Annotated in this window: 13 protein-coding genes and 1 riboswitch; of the genes, 3 read left to right on the top strand and 10 right to left on the bottom strand. The window is 64.1% G+C overall.

Annotation, left to right across the window (positions count from 1 at the left end; translation table 11 throughout):
- Positions 1-40: 40 nt before the first annotated feature.
- The gene (locus ACNQP3_RS14080) at positions 41-1,150 is read left to right on the top strand and encodes an SMP-30/gluconolactonase/LRE family protein (protein WP_223296415.1); all 1,110 of its coding nucleotides are present in this window, start codon (positions 41-43) and stop codon (positions 1,148-1,150) included.
- Here the strand turns inward: ACNQP3_RS14080 and ACNQP3_RS14075 are convergent.
- The 5 genes from ACNQP3_RS14075 to ACNQP3_RS14055 form a co-directional block, all read right to left on the bottom strand.
- Complete coding sequence (locus tag ACNQP3_RS14075; RefSeq protein ID WP_012272306.1) at positions 1,140-2,090, bottom strand: site-specific integrase; 951 nt, start codon at positions 2,088-2,090, stop codon at positions 1,140-1,142. The two genes, ACNQP3_RS14080 and ACNQP3_RS14075, sit on opposite strands and share 11 nt — an antisense overlap.
- 65 nt (positions 2,091-2,155) lie before the next feature.
- Positions 2,156-3,028 carry a phosphate/phosphite/phosphonate ABC transporter substrate-binding protein gene (locus ACNQP3_RS14070; protein ID WP_069942620.1) on the bottom strand — a complete coding sequence of 291 codons (873 nt, stop codon included), beginning with the start codon at positions 3,026-3,028 and terminating at the stop codon, positions 2,156-2,158.
- Entirely contained in the window at positions 3,016-5,343 is a 2,328-nt protein-coding gene (locus tag ACNQP3_RS14065; protein WP_060493667.1) for a putative bifunctional diguanylate cyclase/phosphodiesterase, read from the bottom strand. The genes ACNQP3_RS14070 and ACNQP3_RS14065 overlap by 13 nt, the downstream gene beginning before the upstream one ends.
- Before the next feature lie 81 nt (positions 5,344-5,424).
- Positions 5,425-6,408 (bottom strand): SCO family protein, encoded by a 984-nt coding sequence (locus ACNQP3_RS14060; protein ID WP_012272303.1) that lies wholly within the window; start codon positions 6,406-6,408, stop codon positions 5,425-5,427.
- Positions 6,409-6,469: 61 nt separating this feature from the next.
- The gene (locus tag ACNQP3_RS14055) at positions 6,470-9,865 is read right to left on the bottom strand and encodes an Ig-like domain-containing protein (protein ID WP_012272302.1); all 3,396 of its coding nucleotides are present in this window, start codon (positions 9,863-9,865) and stop codon (positions 6,470-6,472) included.
- Between the two features lie 251 nt (positions 9,866-10,116).
- Positions 10,117-10,231, top strand: a riboswitch (TPP riboswitch).
- Positions 10,232-10,310: 79 nt separating this feature from the next.
- On the opposite strand from ACNQP3_RS14055, the gene ACNQP3_RS14050 reads away from it, so the two are divergent.
- Both ACNQP3_RS14050 and tenA read left to right on the top strand, forming a co-directional pair.
- Positions 10,311-10,958 (top strand): TenA family protein, encoded by a 648-nt coding sequence (locus ACNQP3_RS14050; RefSeq protein WP_060493669.1) that lies wholly within the window; start codon positions 10,311-10,313, stop codon positions 10,956-10,958.
- A gap of 2 nt (positions 10,959-10,960) precedes the next feature.
- On the top strand, positions 10,961-11,620 hold the full coding sequence (gene tenA / locus ACNQP3_RS14045) for a thiaminase II (protein ID WP_060493670.1): 660 nt from the start codon (positions 10,961-10,963) through the stop codon (positions 11,618-11,620).
- Positions 11,621-11,738: 118 nt separating this feature from the next.
- Here the strand turns inward: tenA and ACNQP3_RS14040 are convergent, their stop codons facing one another.
- From ACNQP3_RS14040 to ACNQP3_RS14020, 5 genes are read right to left on the bottom strand one after another with little or no spacing between them, the layout of a single operon-like run.
- On the bottom strand, positions 11,739-13,355 hold the full coding sequence (locus ACNQP3_RS14040) for a dipeptide ABC transporter ATP-binding protein (protein WP_264317252.1): 1,617 nt from the start codon (positions 13,353-13,355) through the stop codon (positions 11,739-11,741).
- Positions 13,352-14,194, bottom strand: coding sequence for an ABC transporter permease (locus ACNQP3_RS14035; RefSeq protein ID WP_264317251.1), 843 nt, complete (start codon positions 14,192-14,194; stop codon positions 13,352-13,354). The genes ACNQP3_RS14040 and ACNQP3_RS14035 overlap by 4 nt, the downstream gene beginning before the upstream one ends.
- Positions 14,191-15,150 carry an ABC transporter permease gene (locus ACNQP3_RS14030; RefSeq protein WP_060493672.1) on the bottom strand — a complete coding sequence of 320 codons (960 nt, stop codon included), beginning with the start codon at positions 15,148-15,150 and terminating at the stop codon, positions 14,191-14,193. Before ACNQP3_RS14030 ends, ACNQP3_RS14035 begins: the two co-directional genes overlap by 4 nt.
- Positions 15,147-16,754, bottom strand: a complete 1,608-nt coding sequence (locus ACNQP3_RS14025; RefSeq protein WP_264317250.1) for an ABC transporter substrate-binding protein — start codon at positions 16,752-16,754, stop codon at positions 15,147-15,149. The genes ACNQP3_RS14030 and ACNQP3_RS14025 overlap by 4 nt, the downstream gene beginning before the upstream one ends.
- A gap of 9 nt (positions 16,755-16,763) precedes the next feature.
- Entirely contained in the window at positions 16,764-18,083 is a 1,320-nt protein-coding gene (locus ACNQP3_RS14020) for an LLM class flavin-dependent oxidoreductase (protein WP_264317249.1), read from the bottom strand.
- Positions 18,084-18,097 lie beyond the last annotated feature (14 nt).

Below are 18,097 nucleotides of genomic sequence, written 5' to 3'. Positions count from 1 at the left end.
CATCCTGGTCAATGCCATTTCACCGGTGGCCAAGACCCGCATGTGGGGCATCAGCCAACCGCCAGAAGAGCTGAAACCCGAGTGGGTGACGCCGGGCGTGCTGTACCTGGCCAGTGCGCTGTGCCATGACACGGGTTACATCTTGCGCGCCAGCAACGGCCAGTTCACCGCCACACGTTTCAACGAAAACAGCGGCGTCAGCTACCCCCGAGACCTGGGCCGTGTGCAGGCCAGCGACCTGGCGCAGGTGGCCGAGCGCTGGAACCGCATCAAGGAATGCAACTACGTGCCAGTCAAAGTCGCCAACACGCGCGCGGACTTGGGTGAAAGCCTGGTCTGGGATGAGCGCAGCGGCGTGTTGTACTTCGTCGATATTTCTGGCGGGCGCATCAACTGCCTGACGCCCGATGGTGAAGTCGAGAGCCTTTACGAATCAGCCGCCCGCATTGGCGCCCTGGCACTGACCGACCGGGGTAACCTGATCTTCACCGAAGATGCCAGCGTGGCCATCTTCGATGTGCCATCACGCAAGGTGTGTCAGCATTCGGCATCGGTCCATCCACGCTCGACCTACCGTTTCAACGACGGTGCCTGCGACCCGCAAGGCCGCTTCGTGACCGGGTTGATGGACGATGCCTACAGTGGCAATACCGGGGCATTGTTCCGCTTCGACGGGCAGTTGAGCGACCAGGTGATCCACGACGACATAGCGTTGCCCACTGGCATTGCCTGGTCGCAGGATGGCCACACGGTGTACTTCGTCGATTCGGCGGCGCGTGCGATCTACCGTGCCGAGTACCTCGTCGAGGGCCGGCTGGGCGAGGTTACGCTGTTTGCCGAAACGCCCGCCGAACTGGGGCGGCCGGATGGCTTGGCGCTGGACCGCGACGGTGGGTTGTGGGTGTGCCAGTACCATGGCAGTTGCCTGCTGCACTACGATCGTCACGGCCACCTGACCGACCAGGTGTTGATGCCGGTGCCGTGCCCCACCAGTTGCTGCTTTGGCGGCCCGGGGATGAACACCTTGTACATCAGCACCGCGCGCTTCGACATGAGCCCCGAAGACCTGCACCACTATCCCGATGCTGGCGACCTGTATGCCATACGCCCGGAAACGGGCGGCGTGGCCCGGCACAGCTTCAAGGAATAAGCCGTTGCGCCTGACTGGTCGGTAGCACGGCCAGTTCGCCAAAGCGCTGCGCCGCGTCGATGTAGCGCAGCGCCGACTTGGCGTCTTTCCAGCCCACGTAGCTCATCAACGACTTCAATTCCCAGCCATTGGCGGTTGCCCAAGTGGCGAAGCCACGCCGCAGCGAGTGGCCGGTATACAGCGCCGCCGGTACCCCGGCACGCTCCAGCATGCGCCGCAGCAGGCCGACCAGGCTGTTGCTGTTGAGCGCGCTGTCGCCAAGGTTGCCCCAGCGGTCGAGCTTGCGAAACACCGGCCCATGGGCAATGCCGGCGACTTCCAGCCATTGCAGGTAGGCCGTGACCGGGCACAAGGCTTTGAGGGCAGGGGTACGATGTTGCACACCCAAGGCTTCGCGGTCGCCCTTGCTGCGTGGCAGGAACAGCGTGATGCCGACACCGGCCTCGGCCTGGATGTGCTCGATGCGCAGGCGTGCCAGTTCATCACCGCGAAAACCGCGCCAGAACCCCAGCAACAGCAACGCGCTGTCACGACGTGCCCGGCGCAGGGCGGCCAGGTCGTGGTGTTCACGGGCCTGGCGGGCTTCTTCTTCAAAACACGTCACGGCGGTTTGCAAATGTTGCAGCAACAGCGGGGCAGCCTGTTTGGGGGGTGTCGGGTGCAGGGTGCGGATGCCGCGCAGCACCTGACGCACCAGCGGCGCCTTGGTTGGGTCGGGGAAGCCTTGGGCGACGTGCCATTGGCTGAGCGCGGCCAGGCGTTGGCGCAGGGTGCTGACCGCATGCTGGTCGGCGTGGTCAACCAGGTAGCGGGCGATGCTCTCGGCGGTGGCCGGGAGAAAACCGCCCCAGTGGCTTTCGAAGTGCTCGATGGCGGCCTGGTAGCTGCGCCGGGTGTTGTCACGGGTGGCGGCGCGAAGGTAGCGCTCGATATCGGTCATGGTGCGGGTGTCGATGGGTAGTGGAGCACACCATAACGCGTATCAAGGGATATTGCATGCCAGGGTCAGCGCGGCAGCGCGGCATCCATCATCCGCTGCAGCGGCGCATATTCGGCTTGGCTGACTGGCACCAGCCCACTGGCATCCTGCGATTGCACGAACGCCGCCAGGGCCTGCGGGTCTTCGAGCATGGCGTGGCGAATACGCGCCCTCAGCGCCGGGCACAGGCTGGCACTGAACACGTATGGGTCGTAGTAGATCGGCCGCGAGCGCCACAGTGCCTTGAGCCGTGTCGGCGCCATGGCGTGCCGGGCCAGGTAGGCATCGGTGCGCTCGCTGGCAACGAACGCCGCATCCACTCGGCCCTCCAGCAGGGCTTCCAATGCCTTGTCGTGATTACCGGCATACACCAATGCGCCAAAGAACCGCGACAAGGGCATGCCTACCCGGGCGGCGAATTCGACGCTGGGCACCAGGCTGCCCGAAGTGCTAGCCGGGTCGGTCAGGGCCACACGCTTGCCCCGTAGGGCCTCGATGTCTTCTGGCGTGTCGTCACGGGTCAACAACAGTGCCTGATAATGGTTGCCCGCCGGGGTGTACGGGCCGGCACTCAAGGTAAAGGTGGCAAACGGCTCGATACGCGGGTCGCGACGGTGTGCCAGCACATACGAAGCCGGGCCGAGCCGGGCGATGTCCGCGCCCCCCGACACAATGGCATCCACCACGCTTTCGTAGGAGGCCGCGATCACCAGTTCCACCGGCACCCCAGCCGCCTGACTCAGGCGCTGCAACAGTGGCTGGTGCTCACGGGTCATGTCTTCGGCGCTTTTGATCGGGATAACGGCCAGGCGCAGGCTGTGCGGGGTGCAATCGGCCAACGCGACATTGGCTGACAGGTTGAGCGCCATCAGGCATACCAGTGTTTTCAGTACACGCATGCCTTGTCCTCGACGCCGTTGAAGGGCGGGTAATCGCATAACTGTGCCGGCGACAGCGGTCGGCTGAAGTGATAGCCCTGGGCGATATCGCAGCCGGCAAGCTTCAGGTACACCACCTGCTCACGGGTTTCGACACCCTCGGCCACCACTTCCAGGCCCAGGCGTTTGGCCAGGATGATGGTGGAGGACACGATAGGGCTGTCGTCATGGCTGTTGGACAGTGCCGCAATCAGCGACCGGTCGATCTTCAGCTTGCTTAGCGGCAGCGAGTGCAGGTGGGCAAAACCAGCGTAACCGCGGCCGAAATCGTCCAGGCTGATGCCCAGGCCCGCACCGCGCAGGGTGTGCAGATGGGTCACCGCCGTGCCTTCGGGGTCGAGGATGGTGGTTTCGGTAATTTCCAGCTCCAACTGCTGTGGCGCGATGCCGTGATGCTGCAATTGGCTCAGCAGGCGGGCAGCGAAGTCGCCTTGGCGCAACTGCAGCGCGGATACATTGACTGCCAGCCGAGTTTCCCGGCCCTGGGCATCCCAGCTCGACAACGCTTCACAGGCCAGGCGCAGCACCTCCCAGCCCAGTTCGACGATGAAACCACTGCGCTCGGCCAGGTCGATGAAGCGGTCCGGGTACAGCAAGCCGAACTCTGGGTGGTCCCAGCGCACAAGGGCTTCGTAGCCCAATACCTGCTGGGTGTCGAGGCGAATCTGTGGCTGGTAGTGCAGCACGAACTGGCGTTCGGCCAGGGCACTGCCGAATGCCTGCTCGAGGGTGAAGGCCTGGATGTCGGCCAGGTTCAGCGAAGGGTCGAAGAAGCGGTATTGCGCACGCCCGGCCTGCTTGGCCGAATACATCGCGGCGTCGGCGCTGCGGATAAGGCTGTCGATATCCTGGCCATCGCGTGGGCAAATGCTCACCCCAACGCTTGGGCTGGTGTTGACCTCCTGACCATCCAGGGCGTAAGTGGCTGACAGTTTTTGTACCAGTTCGCGAACCCAGGCGTTGATCTGCTCTTCGCTGCGCTCGCCGGCCAACAGCACTACGAATTCGTCGCCGCCAAAGCGCGAAGCCTCGTCACCGGGTTCCAGCAGCCGCTGAATGCGCCCGGCCACAGCTTGTAGCAGCAGGTCGCCAATCTTGTGCCCCAGCGAATCGTTGATCGACTTGAAGCGGTCCATGTCGATGAACAGGATCGCCATCAGCCGGCGCTTGCCACGCTGTCGCGTCAGCGCCTGGCCGGCCACCTCGACGAACTGGCGGCGGTTGTGCAGGCCACTCAGGTGGTCGGTGGCGGCGGCATGGCTGCTGCGCCGATGTTCGTCCTCGAGGCGCCCGATCAGTTGCTGGTTGACCTGCTGGGCATGTTCCAGCGCATCGAATGCCTCCTGGCGTTTACGCAGCAGGCGCAAGGTCCATAGCAGGCTGGCAAGAATCATCAGTGTCATGCTCAGGTTCAACCAGAACTGCCGGGAATAGGCCAGCGCCGAGGGGGCGAGGATTTCATCCTGGCGCTGGCTGACCACCACACTGAAGCCGCGCTCAGGTACATGGCGGTACAGGCTTTGGTAAGCGTCGCCCGCCACGTACTGGGTCATCATGCCCGCTTCAGTGTCAGTGCCAGGCAGCTCGGGCTGCAATGAATCGCCAGCCACCACCACGCCGCTGGTATCGATGCGCAGCCGCTCCAGGCCGTCTTCCTGCAGCAGGCGCACCAGGCCGCTGCTGCCCAGGTCGATATGCTGGAACAGCACTGCCAGGTAGCCAATATCCAGTTGCACGACCAGGATGTTGTCGATTTCTCGGCCGGCCGGGTCGGTCAGCGGCAGCAGAAAGGGCAAGCGCCAAGTGGGCAGGGCGGTGGGTTGGCCGGGGGGCTGAATGCTTGGCAGGAAGGGTTTGAAACCGTAGCGACCTGCATGGCGCCGCAACTGGCGCAACCAATCGGCAGGTAACTCGGCGACCTCGTCGGCATGGCTGGCCGACAGCAGCCGGCCTTGCCGATCGTACAGGCTCATGCGCTTGAACACCGGGTCTTCAGCCAGGATACGCGCCAGGCTGAAGTTACCTTGACGCAGCACTTTCATGTCGTCCTGGGTAACCCGGCCCACCGCTTGGGCACGGTCAACCAGCTGGCGCAGGCTTTCGCCGACAATACTGGCCAGGTTCAGGTGTTCGGCGGCCTTGGCCGACAACGCATCCTGGCGGGCGGCGGCTTTCTGCGTAACGTGCAACCCCCAGAGAAAGGCCAGGGTCGCTGCACAGAGCATCAGGATCAGCAGCCGCAAAAGGCTGGAAGAGGAAAGCGAACGGCGTATCACTGCTGATAGTTCCCGACCCTGGGTGATGTTCGGAAAATACGACAGTAAGATGACAACCTAATGACTGATGGCCAATCGCCTTTAGGGGTTTTCCCTATTCGCCACGGGTGTCTGCAGACGTGCGGTTTCTTCTTCGATGTAGCTCATCAATGCGCTGACTTCGGCATCGCCGAGGCGCATGTTGGGCATGGCCAAGCGGTTGTATTGCTCATACAGCAGCATGGCCAGCGGGTCTTTCTCGGCCAGCATCTGGTCGGGCTCCTTCAGCCAGCGGGTCAGCCAGTTGGCGTCACGCTGACGCGTCACGCCCAGCAGGTCGGGGCCGATGCCTGGCTGGCCTGGCTCGATGTTGCCCAAGGTGTGGCAGGACGAGCAGCGGGTGCGGAAGATCTGCTCGCCACTGCTGGGCGGACGCACCTGCGGGGCCTGGGCATAGTCATTGGCCAGGGCGCTGGCCTGCTTCCAGTTGTGCAGGCTGTTGCCCAGACGGTCGGCGAGGATATACGGGCTTTCGAAGGGCGAAGCCTTCATCCAGCGGCCAGTGGCCTGGTTACCGATGATCAAGCTCAGGTTGTGGTCTTTGGAGCGGCCGTTTTCCAGGCCATCGATCCACAGCCCCAGGCTGCGGCGCAGTTGCTCGATATCGTCGGGTTCGCCGGTCAGCAGCGTCCAGCCAGGGCCTATGCCGAACTTTTCGGCATAGCGTTTGAGGGTGGCGGGAGTGTCGTTGTAGGGGTCGATGCTGATGGAATAGAGGAAGATATCCTTGCCGACACGGTCACCGAGGATTTTCTGTACCTGCCGCAGGCGGGCGGTTTCCACCGGGCAGGAATCGGAACAGCCGGTGAAGATGAAGTTGATGGCGACCACCTTGTCCCTGATCAGGTCGTCGAAGAAATGCACTTTTTCGCCGTCCTGGGTCAGCAGGGGTATGTTGGGGAAATAGCTGGCACCCCAGGGCGTGGCGGCTTCTTCAGCTACCGGTTGTGGCGGCTGCAGTGGCCAAAATGGAATGCTGGCGGCGAACAGCGCGAGTACCAGCAGGAAACGCCATGAGCCGTGCATGATGCGATCCTCGTTGCTTGGTTGAAGTGGGGCCGCACAGCGGCCCCGTTTCACGCGTCGGTTACTTGATGCTGATCGGCACCGTCACACTTTGCCCCAGGGCCGATTTCACGGTCACCGTTGCCGGCGTTGCCGGGCCCGTGCCGGTGGTGGTCACCGACAGTTTCCAGCGAGCACCGGAGGTGGCGACCGTCAGCGTGGCATTGCCCAGATTCAGTGGGCCGCTGGTAGACGCTGCAGTCACACTGATGCTGTTGCCGGTCGCCACCGAAGTCGTGCCCGCCACGTCCCAGGTGTAGCGGTTGCCACTGCGCACCTGCACCGTGGCACTGGTGACCTGGACCTGGTCGACCGCGGCTGCCGGGCTCACGGCAATGCTGACGGTGGCCGGGGTTACCGACTCGGCACCCTTGGCATCACGCGCGGTGTAATTGAAGCTGGCAGTGAACGGCGTCTCGACCGTGGCCGGTGGGGTATAGGTCACCGTGGTGCCATCCGTGCTGACGGTGCCCTGGCCAGAGTCCGGTTGGCTGAGGCCGGTCACGGTCAGCGGTACGTTGCCGTCCGGGTCGGTGTCATTGGCCAGCACGTTCAGGGTGATCGGTTTGCCAGCGGTCGTTGCAGCACTGTCGTTAGCCGCCACAGGTGGTTTGTTGGCCGGGTCGTCGTTGTCGTCATGGCCTTTGGTGCGGAAGGTCGGCAGGCCAACCGACGCCATGTATTGCACGCCATCCCACCCTGGCAGCGGTGTCGGCATCACCTGGAACTGCCCTGGGTGTTCAATGTCCCAGCGCAATAGCATCGACGAGTCTTCATGCTGGGTGTTGTGGCAGTGCTCCATGTAGGTACCGGCGAATTCGCGGAAGCGGATGGCCATTTCCACCTCTTCCGAAGAATCGGCATCCGGCCCGATACGGTATACGTCCTTGCGTGCCCATTTTTCCCATTCTGGCGGGGCCTTGCCGTCACGGCTAAGAATCACGCCTTCCTCGAAGTGCACGTGTACCGGGTGGCTCCAGCCATTACCGCCGTTCTTGATCTTCCACACTTCCAGGGTGCCGTCGCCACTGAAGCCGCCGTCGGTGGACTGGTTGGCCAGTTGCGGTGCCGCACTGATACGCCGTGGGTCCATGCTGTAGCCAAAGCCACCGTCGGTCTTGATGGTCCAGGGGGTGGTGTCGGTGCCATCGGAGCGGCCAAAGATGAACTCACGGTGGCGGGCATCCTTGATCTTGGCCAGGTCGGTAGCCGAGTTGCGATCAATGGGCAGCGGCAGCATTTTCAGGCCTGCGGCTTTGCCTGGTTTGGCTGGCTCGTAGGCCACCGGGTCCATGCTCAGGTCCTGGCCGGTGTATGGCTGCACCAACAGTTGCAGGAACTTGCCGACCGCTGGGTCGCCTTTATCCCACTGTGGGCCTTTGCTGGTCTGCTTGATCACCGCCTTGTATTTTTCCGACAGTACGTCGGCCAGCGAAATGGTGCCTTCCGGGCCCTTGCCCGTGCGGTGCTCTTCCAGGTTGACGAAGTACAGCTTGTCGCCCGCCTTGATGCCGTTCTTGGCGAAGTTGATGATGATGTCGTAGCGCTCGGCGATGCCTTGCAGCGGCAGAATGCCGTTGTTGTCCTGCAGGTTGCCGTCACCGTTGAGGTCCAGGGTGCCGTCGAACGGCACGGCGTGCTCCATGATGTTGCCGTCGTTGGCGATCATGTGGAACGGCACTCGGGCATACGATACGTTGGAGCCGGAAGGGCCTTTGAACTCGCCACTGGTGCCGGCAATTTCCCGCACCACGGCAAACTTGAAGTAGCGCGACACCGAGCCGTTGAGGATACGGAAGCGGTAGCTGCGTGCACGCACCTTGAGTTTGGGCTGGTACTGCCAGTTGACCAGGATCTGATCACCCAGGAAGCCGTCGGTGTTGAACGGGTTGAACCACAGTTGGCCGTTGGCATCCCAGGCCTTGTCGGCTATCACCAGGTTGACGTCGTAGTCACGGTTACCCCACGGCATGCCCGAACCGCTGGGGAAGCGCAGGTTGACGCCGTCCTGCAGGGCTTCGTTGCCACGGTCCAGGGCGCTGTAGTAGTTCATCATCACGGCGTTGCCTTTGTAGACGTTCTGCGCCGTGAAATCCATCATGTGGTCGTGGAACCAGTGGGTGCTCATGGTTTCACGCCAGTCGCCGCGAATCTTGATGCTGCCGTTCTGGCAGGTTTTCAGGCCCGGTGTGCCGTCGTTGACGAACAGGGTTTCGCCCGGCGAGCAGGGGAAGGCCGCACGCGGGTCCTGGGCACGGGTGTTGATGGTGTCGTAGCCGGCCAGTTGCACCGGCCAACGGTAGTCGTAGTACTGGCCGGGGAAGAAGTAGGCGTTGGCGAAACCATCGCTTTCGGCCGGGGAATGGCCGTTGTGCTCGTGGGTCGAGATGGTGTGCAGGCCAAAACCGCCGTTGGCCGACGGGTCGATCGGCAGGGCATTGTAGTGGCGCATCAGGATCGGCTGGCCGTAGCGCACCATCAGCAGCTTGGGCGGGAAGGTGCCGTCGAAGGTCCACAGCGACTTGTGGTTCTGCAGCGGGAAGTTCGGGTGGAAGCGGGTATCGATGCCCTTGGTGGTGCCCAGCGTGGTCGGGATATCGGAGGTCTGGTAGTACAGGCCACCTGGGGCGAATTCCCCGACTGTGTAGTTGTGCATTTGCCTGCGATCGCGCAGGCCAAGGTTGATGCGCGCGCCAGCCTGCGCGGTCTTGAATGCCGCCTGCGGATAAAACTCGTTCCAGCGCTGGTGCGACCAGCCTTTTCCTGGTGGACGGCCTTCGGCGGGCGAACCGACCGGGTGGCGGTTGAGGAACATCTCGATCTGTGCTTTCCACGGGTTTCGATCAAGCACGTTGGAGAACTGGGTCGGGAACGGGTACAGGCCCGGTTGCTTGAGGAAAGCTTCCAGTGCTGTGCCACTGGGGCCGCTGCGGGCCACTACGTTGGGGTCTTGAGCCGGGGCCGCGCCCAAGGTGGGCACCGGGAAGGTCAGGTCTGGCGGCGGCAGTGTCGGGTCGAGTTTTTCCGGGCCGAACTCTTCGAAAAGCAGCAGTTGCTGGGTGAAGGGTTGCGCACCGAACAACGGGCTGGGCTTGCCGTTGGTGGGGTACCTGTCCGAGGTTTGCAAGGCGGGTGGCAGCACGTTGTCGGTACGCACCGTATCGCGGTTGCCGTACACGCCATCGGTCAGCTCCAGCGAGCCTTCGTTGGCTTCTGGCAAGGTGCTCAGGTTGAGCAAGGCCGGGGTCGGGTCGTCCGGCTGGTCGGTGTAGGCCGAGGGGTCCGTCGGCGGTGGCGGGCTGTTGTCGTCCAGCGGGCTCGCCATGGCCGTGATCAGCCCAAGGCTGAGCATCAGCGCGGTGACGGAAGAGAGCTGGAATACATACCGGTTCGGGTGAATCACGGCAGGTGTTTTCATTGCCTTATGCCTCGCTCACGGCTGTATGGCTGAGGGCCATCAATGGCGTTTTGCCTGGTCTTTGGGCCTGAGCAACGGCTGTGCCAACAGGTATTTCAGTAATGCTTTGTCATACAAAACCTTGCGGCGCCTAGGGTGCGCTAAATAATGGCGCGTCAAGAATGGGCCTAAGTCCCCAAAAGCGGGTGACCCAATGCCCACTCACTGGGTGGATCGGGGCGTGACAGCCCCGACGCACTGGGGTATACCTGTTCGCCACCAAGGGGAGCCCGGCAATGGGCTGAGAAACCGCTGAACACTGCAGCGCGGTGACCCTTCGAACCTGATCCGGATCATGCCGGCGAAGGGATGGGGCTTGTAACCTGCCTTTTTGCCGGCCTCACTGCGAGGCCCAGTCCATGTCAACTGCCAAGGTCTCGCTGTCACCCTCATCAAGGACAGCAACATGACCGAACGTTTCAGCCAGTCCCTGCACCGCCAGAACGAGCCGACCTGGTCGGCAGCCGTTGGCCACCGTTTCGTGACCCAATTGTGCGACGGCAGCCTGCCGGACCCGATCATGGTCAACTACCTGGTACAGGACCACCGCTTTCTTGACAGCTTCCTGACCCTGCTGGGCGCGGCCATCGCCACCGCCGACACGTTCGAGGCCCGCCTGCGTTTCGGCCGCTTCGCCGGGATGATCTCAAGCGACGAGAACACGTACTTCCTGCGCGCCTTCGAGGCCCTGGATGTCAGCCCGGCGCAACGCGATGAACCAGCCGATACCGCGCCTACCGCAGGTTTCAAGGCGATCATGCGCGAAGCGGCAGCCACCCGGTCCTACGCAGCGGCCCTGGCGGTGCTCAACGTTGCCGAAGGCCTGTACCTGGATTGGGCGCTGAAGGCACCGAAACCGATGCCGGAAAACTTCGTCCATGCCGAGTGGATCACCCTGCACGACAACCCGGCATTCCAGGACTTCGTCGCCTTCCTGCAGGCCGAGCTGGACCGCGTCGGCCCGCAACAGGCCGCGCTGGCAAGTGACTTCTACCAGCGCACGGTAGCGTTGGAGCTGGCCTTCTTCGATGCCGTCTACCCGGAGGGCCAGTGAGCATGGATATCTTCGAGCGCCTCAAGACCGCTGCCGCGCCGCAGTGGAACCGCTACGTGGACCATGACTTCGTGCGGCAGATGGGCGAGGGCACGCTGAGCGAGCAAGCGTTCCGAACCTACCTGGTGCAGGATTACCTGTTTCTGATCCAGTTCGCCCGCGCCTGGGCGCTGGCCGCCTACAAAAGCCGCCGCCCGGCCGACATCCGTGCCGCGCAGGCCGGGCTGGCGGCGATCCTGGATGAAACCGAGTTGCATGTGCGCCTGTGCGCGCGCTGGGGGTTGACTCAGGCTGATATCGAGGCCGCACCAGAGCACCAGGCGACGGTGGCGTATACCCGTTACGTGCTGGACTGCGGCGCCGCCGGCGACCTGCTGGAGCTGCATGTGGCACTGGCACCTTGCGTGATCGGCTATGCCGAGATCGGCCGAACCTTGGCCGAACGCATCGGCGATTTGAGCAACCACCCGTACCGCGAGTGGATTGGCGAATATGCCGGGGAGGGCTACCAAGGCGTGGCGGCGGCCGCGCGCAAGCATCTGGATGAACTGGCTGCGCGAAGCATGACAGAGCAGCGGTTTGCTGAGCTGGTGGGGATTTTCGGCCAGGCGTCCAGCCTGGAAGCGGATTTCTGGCAGATGGGGTTGGACGGGGCTGCGTAGGCCGTTACGGCCGCTTTGCGCCCCCATCGCGGCACAAGGCCCTTGTAGGAGCGGCCTTGCATCGCGATGGGCTGCGAAGCAGCCCCAGCATCGGTGATCCAACCCAATCGCTGCAGGCTCACCCCACCTCACGCACCAAGGGCCGCTCCCCCTGCAATACCCGGCCCAATCCTGGCATATCCTCCAGCAAGCTCCGCGTGTAGTCACTCGCGGGCCGCTCGAACACCTGCTCGGTCGGCCCTTGGTCCACCAGCCGCCCCTGGCGCATCACCAGCACCTGATCGCTGATGCCGCGCACCGTCGCCAGGTCGTGTGAAATGAACAGGTAGGTCAGCCCCAGCTCAGCCTGCAAACGCTGCAACAACGCCAACACCTGTGCCTGCACGGGCGCATCCAGGGCCGACAGCGGCTCATCGAGCACCAGCAGCTCCGGTTCAGCCGCCAAGGCACGAGCGATAGCCACACGCTGGCGCTGCCCACCAGACAACGCTCCAGGCCGACGCAGCAGCAACTCGGCGGGTAACCCGACCCGCTCCAGCAAACCCAGCACCCGCTGCCGATCGTCTCGTCGCGCGCCAATGGCAAAGGCGCGCATCGGCTCACTGACGATCTGCAGCAGGTTGTGCCTAGGGTCCAACGCAGCCCAGGGGTTCTGGTAGACCAGTTGCACTCGCCGCCGGTAGGCATGCAATTGGCGCCGGCTGGCGCCCAGTATTGGCTGGCCGTCGAACAACACGCTGCCTGCACTGGCTTGCTCCAAGGCCAGGATGATGCGGGCAGTGGTGGACTTACCCGAACCTGACTCGCCCACCAGGCTGGTGGTACTGCCACGGGGCAGGGTGAAGCTGACACCGTCGACCACCGGCGCGGCATGCCGGTTGAAACGCCGCATCAGGCCACTGACCTGCAACAGGGGTTCGCCAACTGCGCTGGCTGGGCCAGTACGCCGTTGCTGCAGGCGTGCCAACGGTGAGGCCGCCAGCAGCTGCCGCGTGTAGGGATGCTTGGGTGCATGCCATAACTGCGCGGGCGTGCCGCTCTCCAGCAGTTGGCCGTTGCGCATCACCAGAATGCGATCGGCACGGTCCAGCGCCACCGCCAGGTCATGGGTGATGAGCAACAAGCTGCTGCCGCGTGCGCGCACCAGTTGCTGCAGGCGGTCTAGAATTTGCCGCTGCACGCTGACATCCAGGGCGCTGGTGGGTTCGTCGGCGATCAACAGCGGTGGGTCATTGGCCAAGGCGATTGCGATCAACACCCGCTGGCACATGCCACCCGACAGCTCATGGGGGTAGCGGCGGGACAGTTGCTCGGCATCCCTGAGGCCCACCTGCTGCAGCAGTGCCAGCCCGCGCGCACCGGCTTCACGGCCCGGCACGCCATGCACGGTCATGGCTTCGACCAGCTGTGCACCGATGGTCTTGACCGGGTCCAGCGAGGTGCCGGGGTCTTGTGGCACGAAGCCGACCAGGCGGCCACGGCGTTGGCACCAGTCACGTTCAGCAAATTGTTCCAGCGCCTGGCCTTGCAGCCACAGTTGGCCTCGCTGCCGCGCCGCGGCTGGCAGCAGCCCGGCGAGGGCCGCAGCGGTGGTGGATTTGCCCGAACCGGACTCGCCCACCAGGCAGACAATTTCACCTGCGGCAATTTCCAGGTCCAGCGCCTGTACGGCGGCTTGCGGGTTGCCTGGATAATCGACGCTTAACTGCTGGATACGCACCAATGGGGTGTTCATCGCACATCTCCCTGTAACTGTTGCAGCCCATGGGCGAGTTGATGAGTGGCCAGCACCACGGCGGCCACCACCAAGCCCGGCAATGTGGTGTACCACCAGGCCACGACCATGTAGTTGCGGCCTTCGGCGATCAGCAGGCCCCACTCCGGTTGCGGTGGCGGTGCGCCAAAGCCGAGAAAGCTCAACGCCGACACAGCCAGCACGGCACTGGCGAACTCCAGTGCGGCCAAGGCCAGTAGCGGCCCGGCGGCGTGCGGCAACACATGCCGCCAGAGGTTGCACCAGCTGCCCACACCGGCCACCTGCGCCGCCTCGACAAAGCTGCGGCTGCGCCAGCGCAGCACTTCGCCGCGGGCCAGCCGGGCGAAGATGGCCACGGATGACAGCCCTACGGCTACGGCGATTTCCAGCGTGCCGAAGCCCAGCGCCGTGACAATCGCCATCGCCAGCAACAATGCGGGAATGGCCATCAGCACCTCCACCAGCACTGTCAGCGCACGATCGGCCAGGCCACCGAACCAGCCGGCGATGCCACCCAGCAGACTGCCGACCAGCAAAGCGATCAGCACGGCGATGCTGGTCGCCTGCAGTGACAGCGCCGCGCCATGGACACAGCGCGCGTACAGGTCGCGGCCAAGGTGGTCGGTGCCGAACCAGTGCCGGGCGGAAGGGGCTTGCAAGGCCTGACTGGGATCGGCCAGCAACGGGTCGGCGCGGCTGAACAGCTCTGGCCAAAAGGCCCAGCCCAGTACCAGCAGGAACAGGACGACACTCAATGCCAGTGGCAGGCGAGGCCAGCGTTTCGCTTGTACAAAGCCATAGGCGGTTTTTACGCTCATGCCCGGCCTCCTTGGCCAATACGTGGGTCGAGCAGGGGGTAGAACAGGTCGGTCAGCAAGTTGGTCAGCACGTACAAGGCCGCAGCCAGCAACACCACACCCTGAACCACGGCGATGTCCTGGCTGGCCACTGCGGCCTGGGCCAGGCGGCCGATACCCTCACGCGAGAACACGGTTTCGGTCACCACCGCCCCGGCCAGCAGGTTGCCCAGCAAGGTGCCGGCCAGGCTCAGCAGCGGTATTGCTGCATTGTGCAGCACGTGCCCGCACAACAAGCGCCAAGGCCCTAGCCCTTTGCTGCGCAATGCCTGGACGAATGGCTGGCGGCTGACACTGGCCAGTGAACGTCCCAGTACCTGAGCGATCATCGCCGCACAAGGCAGGGCCAGGGTTAGCGCCGGCAGCACCAGGCTGGCCGGGCCTTGATTGCCCATGGCCGGCAGCCAGTGCAGTTGGAAGGAAAACAGCTGCAACAGCACCAGGCCAACCCAGAAGGTCGGCAACGACACCACCACGGCCGGGGCGTTATGCAAAGCGCTCTGCAACGTGCGCTGGCGTACCTGATGCGCCGCCAGGGCCAAGCCGATGCCCAGTGGCACGGCCAGGGCCAGTGCGGCGAACGCCAGGGACAAGGTGGCGGGCAACGCGTCTGCCAGGGCCTGAGCCACTGGCTTGCCGCTTTGCAGCGAATGGCCCAAGTCCAGCTGCAACAGGCGCCAGAGTGCACCGCCGTACTGTTGCCACAAGCTGCCATCGAGGTGGTAGCGAGCGCGCAGTTCGGCCACCTTTGCCGGGTCTACCGCGCCTGGCTCGCCGCTCTGTGCCAGCAAGATCGCCACCGGGTCACCGGGCAACGCGTAGAGGATGACGAACGACAGGGAAAATGCAGCCCACAGCACCAGCAGTGCCTGGGCCAGCCGCCACGGTACGGCGTGGCGATAAGTCAGCGTGGTCATGGTTTGGTGGCCTCTGGTTGTGCCAGCCAGGTGTCATAAAACTGCAGACGAGTCGAGGCTTCGTAGTGCAGGCCGCGCACGGCATGGCGAAACGCTGTGACCGTTGCAGCCTCCACCAGCGGAATGACATGGCCTTGCTCCAGTAACGCCTGGCTGGCTTGAGCGATCAGCTCGCCACGTTTGTGCGCATCCAGGCTGGCTGCCGAATCGAGCAGGGCCTGGTCCAGTGGCAGCGCGCCACGCACGTTGACGTTGCGACCTGCGGCGAGGAACACGGTGCGCAATACGTCCGGGTCGGCGCGGGTCAGGTTGAAGAACCACAGCTGGTAGTTTTGCGAAGTCTGCAGCAGGCTCACCTGGCCAATGGTGGACTTGTTCAGGCGCAGCTCCACGCCAGCCTGGCGCAGTTGCTGCTGCACCAGTTCCAGCACCGGGGTGGTGGCCTGCCAGTAGTCGAGGGCGAAGCTCAGGCGCTGGCCATCGCGCTGGCGCCAGCCATCGGCACCTTTGGCCCAGCCCGCAGCATCCAACAGCTTGGCGGCACCTTCGGGATCGAAGGCGAGGCTGGCACTGAGGTCCTGGTAATACGGCGTGCTGCTGGCCAGTACCGAGCTGGCCGGTTTCTGGTAGCGCGAGATCACCGACTGCAACTGGCTGCGGTCGATGGCCTTGTTCAGTGCCCGGCGCACATTGGCGTCGTCCAGCGGCGGGTGCGACTCGTTGGGTGTCAGGTTGAAGACAATGCCAGGGTTGGAACGGGCGATCGACGGCACGCCCTGAGCTTGCAGCACGGCCTCGTCCTGCACCGGCACGCTTGTGTTGACGTCGATCTGCGCGGACAACAGGCTGCCCAGGCGCACGCCGGATTCCGGCAGGATGTGGAACTCGATGGCGTCGAGCCAGGCGCGGCCCTGGTGCCCGGCCAACGACGATGGCCAGGCATAGTCGTGGCGGGCCTCGATACGCACCAGGCGGTTATGTTCGAAGCGCTTGACATTGAACGGCCCGCTGCCTACCAGCGCACCTTGGCAGCGTTCCTCGGCGGAGCGCTTGAGGGTGGCCGGGGCTAGCAACCCCAGGCTCATGGTAGAGCTGGCCTGGAGGAATTGTGCGTTGGGTTGGTGGAAACCAATGCGCACGCTAAGCGGCCCGAGCACTTCAATGGTATCCAGGCCGGCCAGGTAGGTACTGGCCAGCTGCGCCTGGGCACCCAAGGCGATGATAGCCTCGAAATTGGCCTTCACCGCCGCCGCATCCAGCGGGCTGCCGTCTGCGAAGGTGGCGCCTTCGCGCAGGTGGAAAGTGAACTGGCGCGAGTCGTCACTGACCTCCCAGCGCTCGGCCAGCCACGGCACGATTGCAGCACTTTGCGGGTCTTGATCGGTAAGCGAGTCGACCAGTTGCCGGCCGACGTTGAGGGCAGTGTTGTTGCCCGCCTGCTGCGGGTCGATGCAGTTGGGGTCGCCGTCAAAGGCTACCCGTAGCACGCCGCCTTGCTGCGGGGTGGCTGCCTCAGCGCTGCTGGCCGGTTGCGCCGGTTTGTCGTCGCAACCGGCCAGGGCCAGGGCAATGGCCAGGCTCAATGAAGCCAAAGGTCGGAACATGAACACTCCTTAGAAAAAGCGGTTGGCGCGGTAAGGCAGGCCGAGGTTTTCCCGCAGCGTGCTGCCGGCGTATTCGCGCTGGAACAGCCCGCGCCGTTGCAGCTCAGGCACCACGCCGTCGACAAAGTCGTCGATGGCCGAGTGCAGGCCGCTGAACATGATGTTGAAACCGTCGGCGGCGCCGGCCTCGAACCACGCCTGCAGATCGTCGGCAATGCTCTGCGGGGTGCCTATCAGGATGCGGTGGCCACCGGAGGTGAGTTGGTTGAACAGCTGCCGCACCGTCGGCCGCTCGCGGCGGATCAGGTCGTACACCAGCTTTTGCCGGCTTTGGTGGGTGTTGGTGGTGAAGTGCTCCGGCGGCAGGGGCACCACCTCATCGAATGGCAGTTCCGACAGGTCGTAGCCAAGGCTGGCGAAACGCGAAATGGAGCTGAGAAAAGCCTTGGGCTCCAGCAACTGCTGCTGGCGGTCGTACTTGGCCTGGGCGTGGGCGAGGGTCTTGCCCACCACCGGCGCGACGCCGGGGAGTACCTTGAGTTCGTGGCCCCCACGGCCCAAGCCGGCAGCGGCCTGCTTGGTTTCGCGATAAAACGCCTTGCCCTGTTCCAGGGTGTGCTGGGCGGTGAAGATCAGTTCGCCCACCCGCGCCGCCAGCCGTTTGCCGGCTGCGGAGGCGCCCGCCTGGGCCACCACGGGATGGCCTTGCGGCGAACGCGCGACGTTCAAGGGCCCGCGCACCTGAAAGTGCTCGCCCTGGTGGTTGAGCACGTGCAGCTTGTCGATGTCCAGCCAGGTACCGCTGGCCTTGTCCTGAACGAAGGCATCGTCGGCCCAGCTGTCCCACAGGCCGCTGACCACATCGTAGAACTCTTCGGCGCGGGCGTAGCGGTCATCGTGCTCGACATGCTCCTGGCGGTTGAAGTTTTCGCCGCCACCCAGCGAGGTCACCAGGTTCCAGCCAGCGCGGCCACCGCTGAGGTGGTCGAGCGCGGCAAACTTGCGGGCGATGTTGTAGGGCTCGTTGTAGGTGCTGCTGGCGGTGGCGATCAGGCCGATATGCCGGGTGCTGGCCGCCAGCGCCGGGGCAAGGATCAGCGGGTCCCAGCGCACGCTGTTGGGGCCGCGCTGCAAGGCCAGGTCGAGTTTGACATCGAGGGTGTCGTTGAAGAACAGCGAGTGGAAGCGCCCGGCCTCCAGCTTGCGGGCGATGTACTGGTAATGCTCGAGCTGCCTGAACGTGTCCAGCGGTGCTTCGGGCAGACGCCAGGCGCTGCCGCTGAGGGTACCGGGGATAAAGGCGCCGAGAACAAACTGGCCTTGGCTCATAAAGGTTCTCCTGG

The organism is Pseudomonas sp. LFS074, assembly GCF_047978165.1.
GTDB classification, from domain to species: domain Bacteria; phylum Pseudomonadota; class Gammaproteobacteria; order Pseudomonadales; family Pseudomonadaceae; genus Aquipseudomonas; species Aquipseudomonas putida_P.
Note: the sequence above shows the minus strand (reverse complement) of the source record. Positions and strands in the feature narration are given on the sequence as shown.

Excerpts from the sequence above, each read along its gene's own strand:
- ACNQP3_RS14050 (WP_060493669.1), top strand. The coding sequence starts at position 10,311 with ATGACCGAACGTTTCAGCCAGTCCCTGCACCGCCAGAACGAGCCGACC.
- tenA (WP_060493670.1), top strand. The coding sequence starts at position 10,961 with ATGGATATCTTCGAGCGCCTCAAGACCGCTGCCGCGCCGCAGTGGAAC.
- ACNQP3_RS14070 (WP_069942620.1), bottom strand. The coding sequence starts at position 3,028 with ATGCGTGTACTGAAAACACTGGTATGCCTGATGGCGCTCAACCTGTCA.
- ACNQP3_RS14060 (WP_012272303.1), bottom strand. The coding sequence starts at position 6,408 with ATGCACGGCTCATGGCGTTTCCTGCTGGTACTCGCGCTGTTCGCCGCC.
- ACNQP3_RS14080 (WP_223296415.1), top strand. The coding sequence starts at position 41 with ATGTGGGGCATCAGCCAACCGCCAGAAGAGCTGAAACCCGAGTGGGTG.
- ACNQP3_RS14025 (WP_264317250.1), bottom strand. The coding sequence starts at position 16,754 with ATGTTCCGACCTTTGGCTTCATTGAGCCTGGCCATTGCCCTGGCCCTG.
- ACNQP3_RS14075 (WP_012272306.1), bottom strand. The coding sequence starts at position 2,090 with ATGACCGATATCGAGCGCTACCTTCGCGCCGCCACCCGTGACAACACC.
- ACNQP3_RS14055 (WP_012272302.1), bottom strand. The coding sequence starts at position 9,865 with ATGAAAACACCTGCCGTGATTCACCCGAACCGGTATGTATTCCAGCTC.
- ACNQP3_RS14035 (WP_264317251.1), bottom strand. The coding sequence starts at position 14,194 with ATGAGCGTAAAAACCGCCTATGGCTTTGTACAAGCGAAACGCTGGCCT.
- ACNQP3_RS14030 (WP_060493672.1), bottom strand. The coding sequence starts at position 15,150 with ATGACCACGCTGACTTATCGCCACGCCGTACCGTGGCGGCTGGCCCAG.
- ACNQP3_RS14040 (WP_264317252.1), bottom strand. The coding sequence starts at position 13,355 with ATGAACACCCCATTGGTGCGTATCCAGCAGTTAAGCGTCGATTATCCA.
- ACNQP3_RS14020 (WP_264317249.1), bottom strand. The coding sequence starts at position 18,083 with ATGAGCCAAGGCCAGTTTGTTCTCGGCGCCTTTATCCCCGGTACCCTC.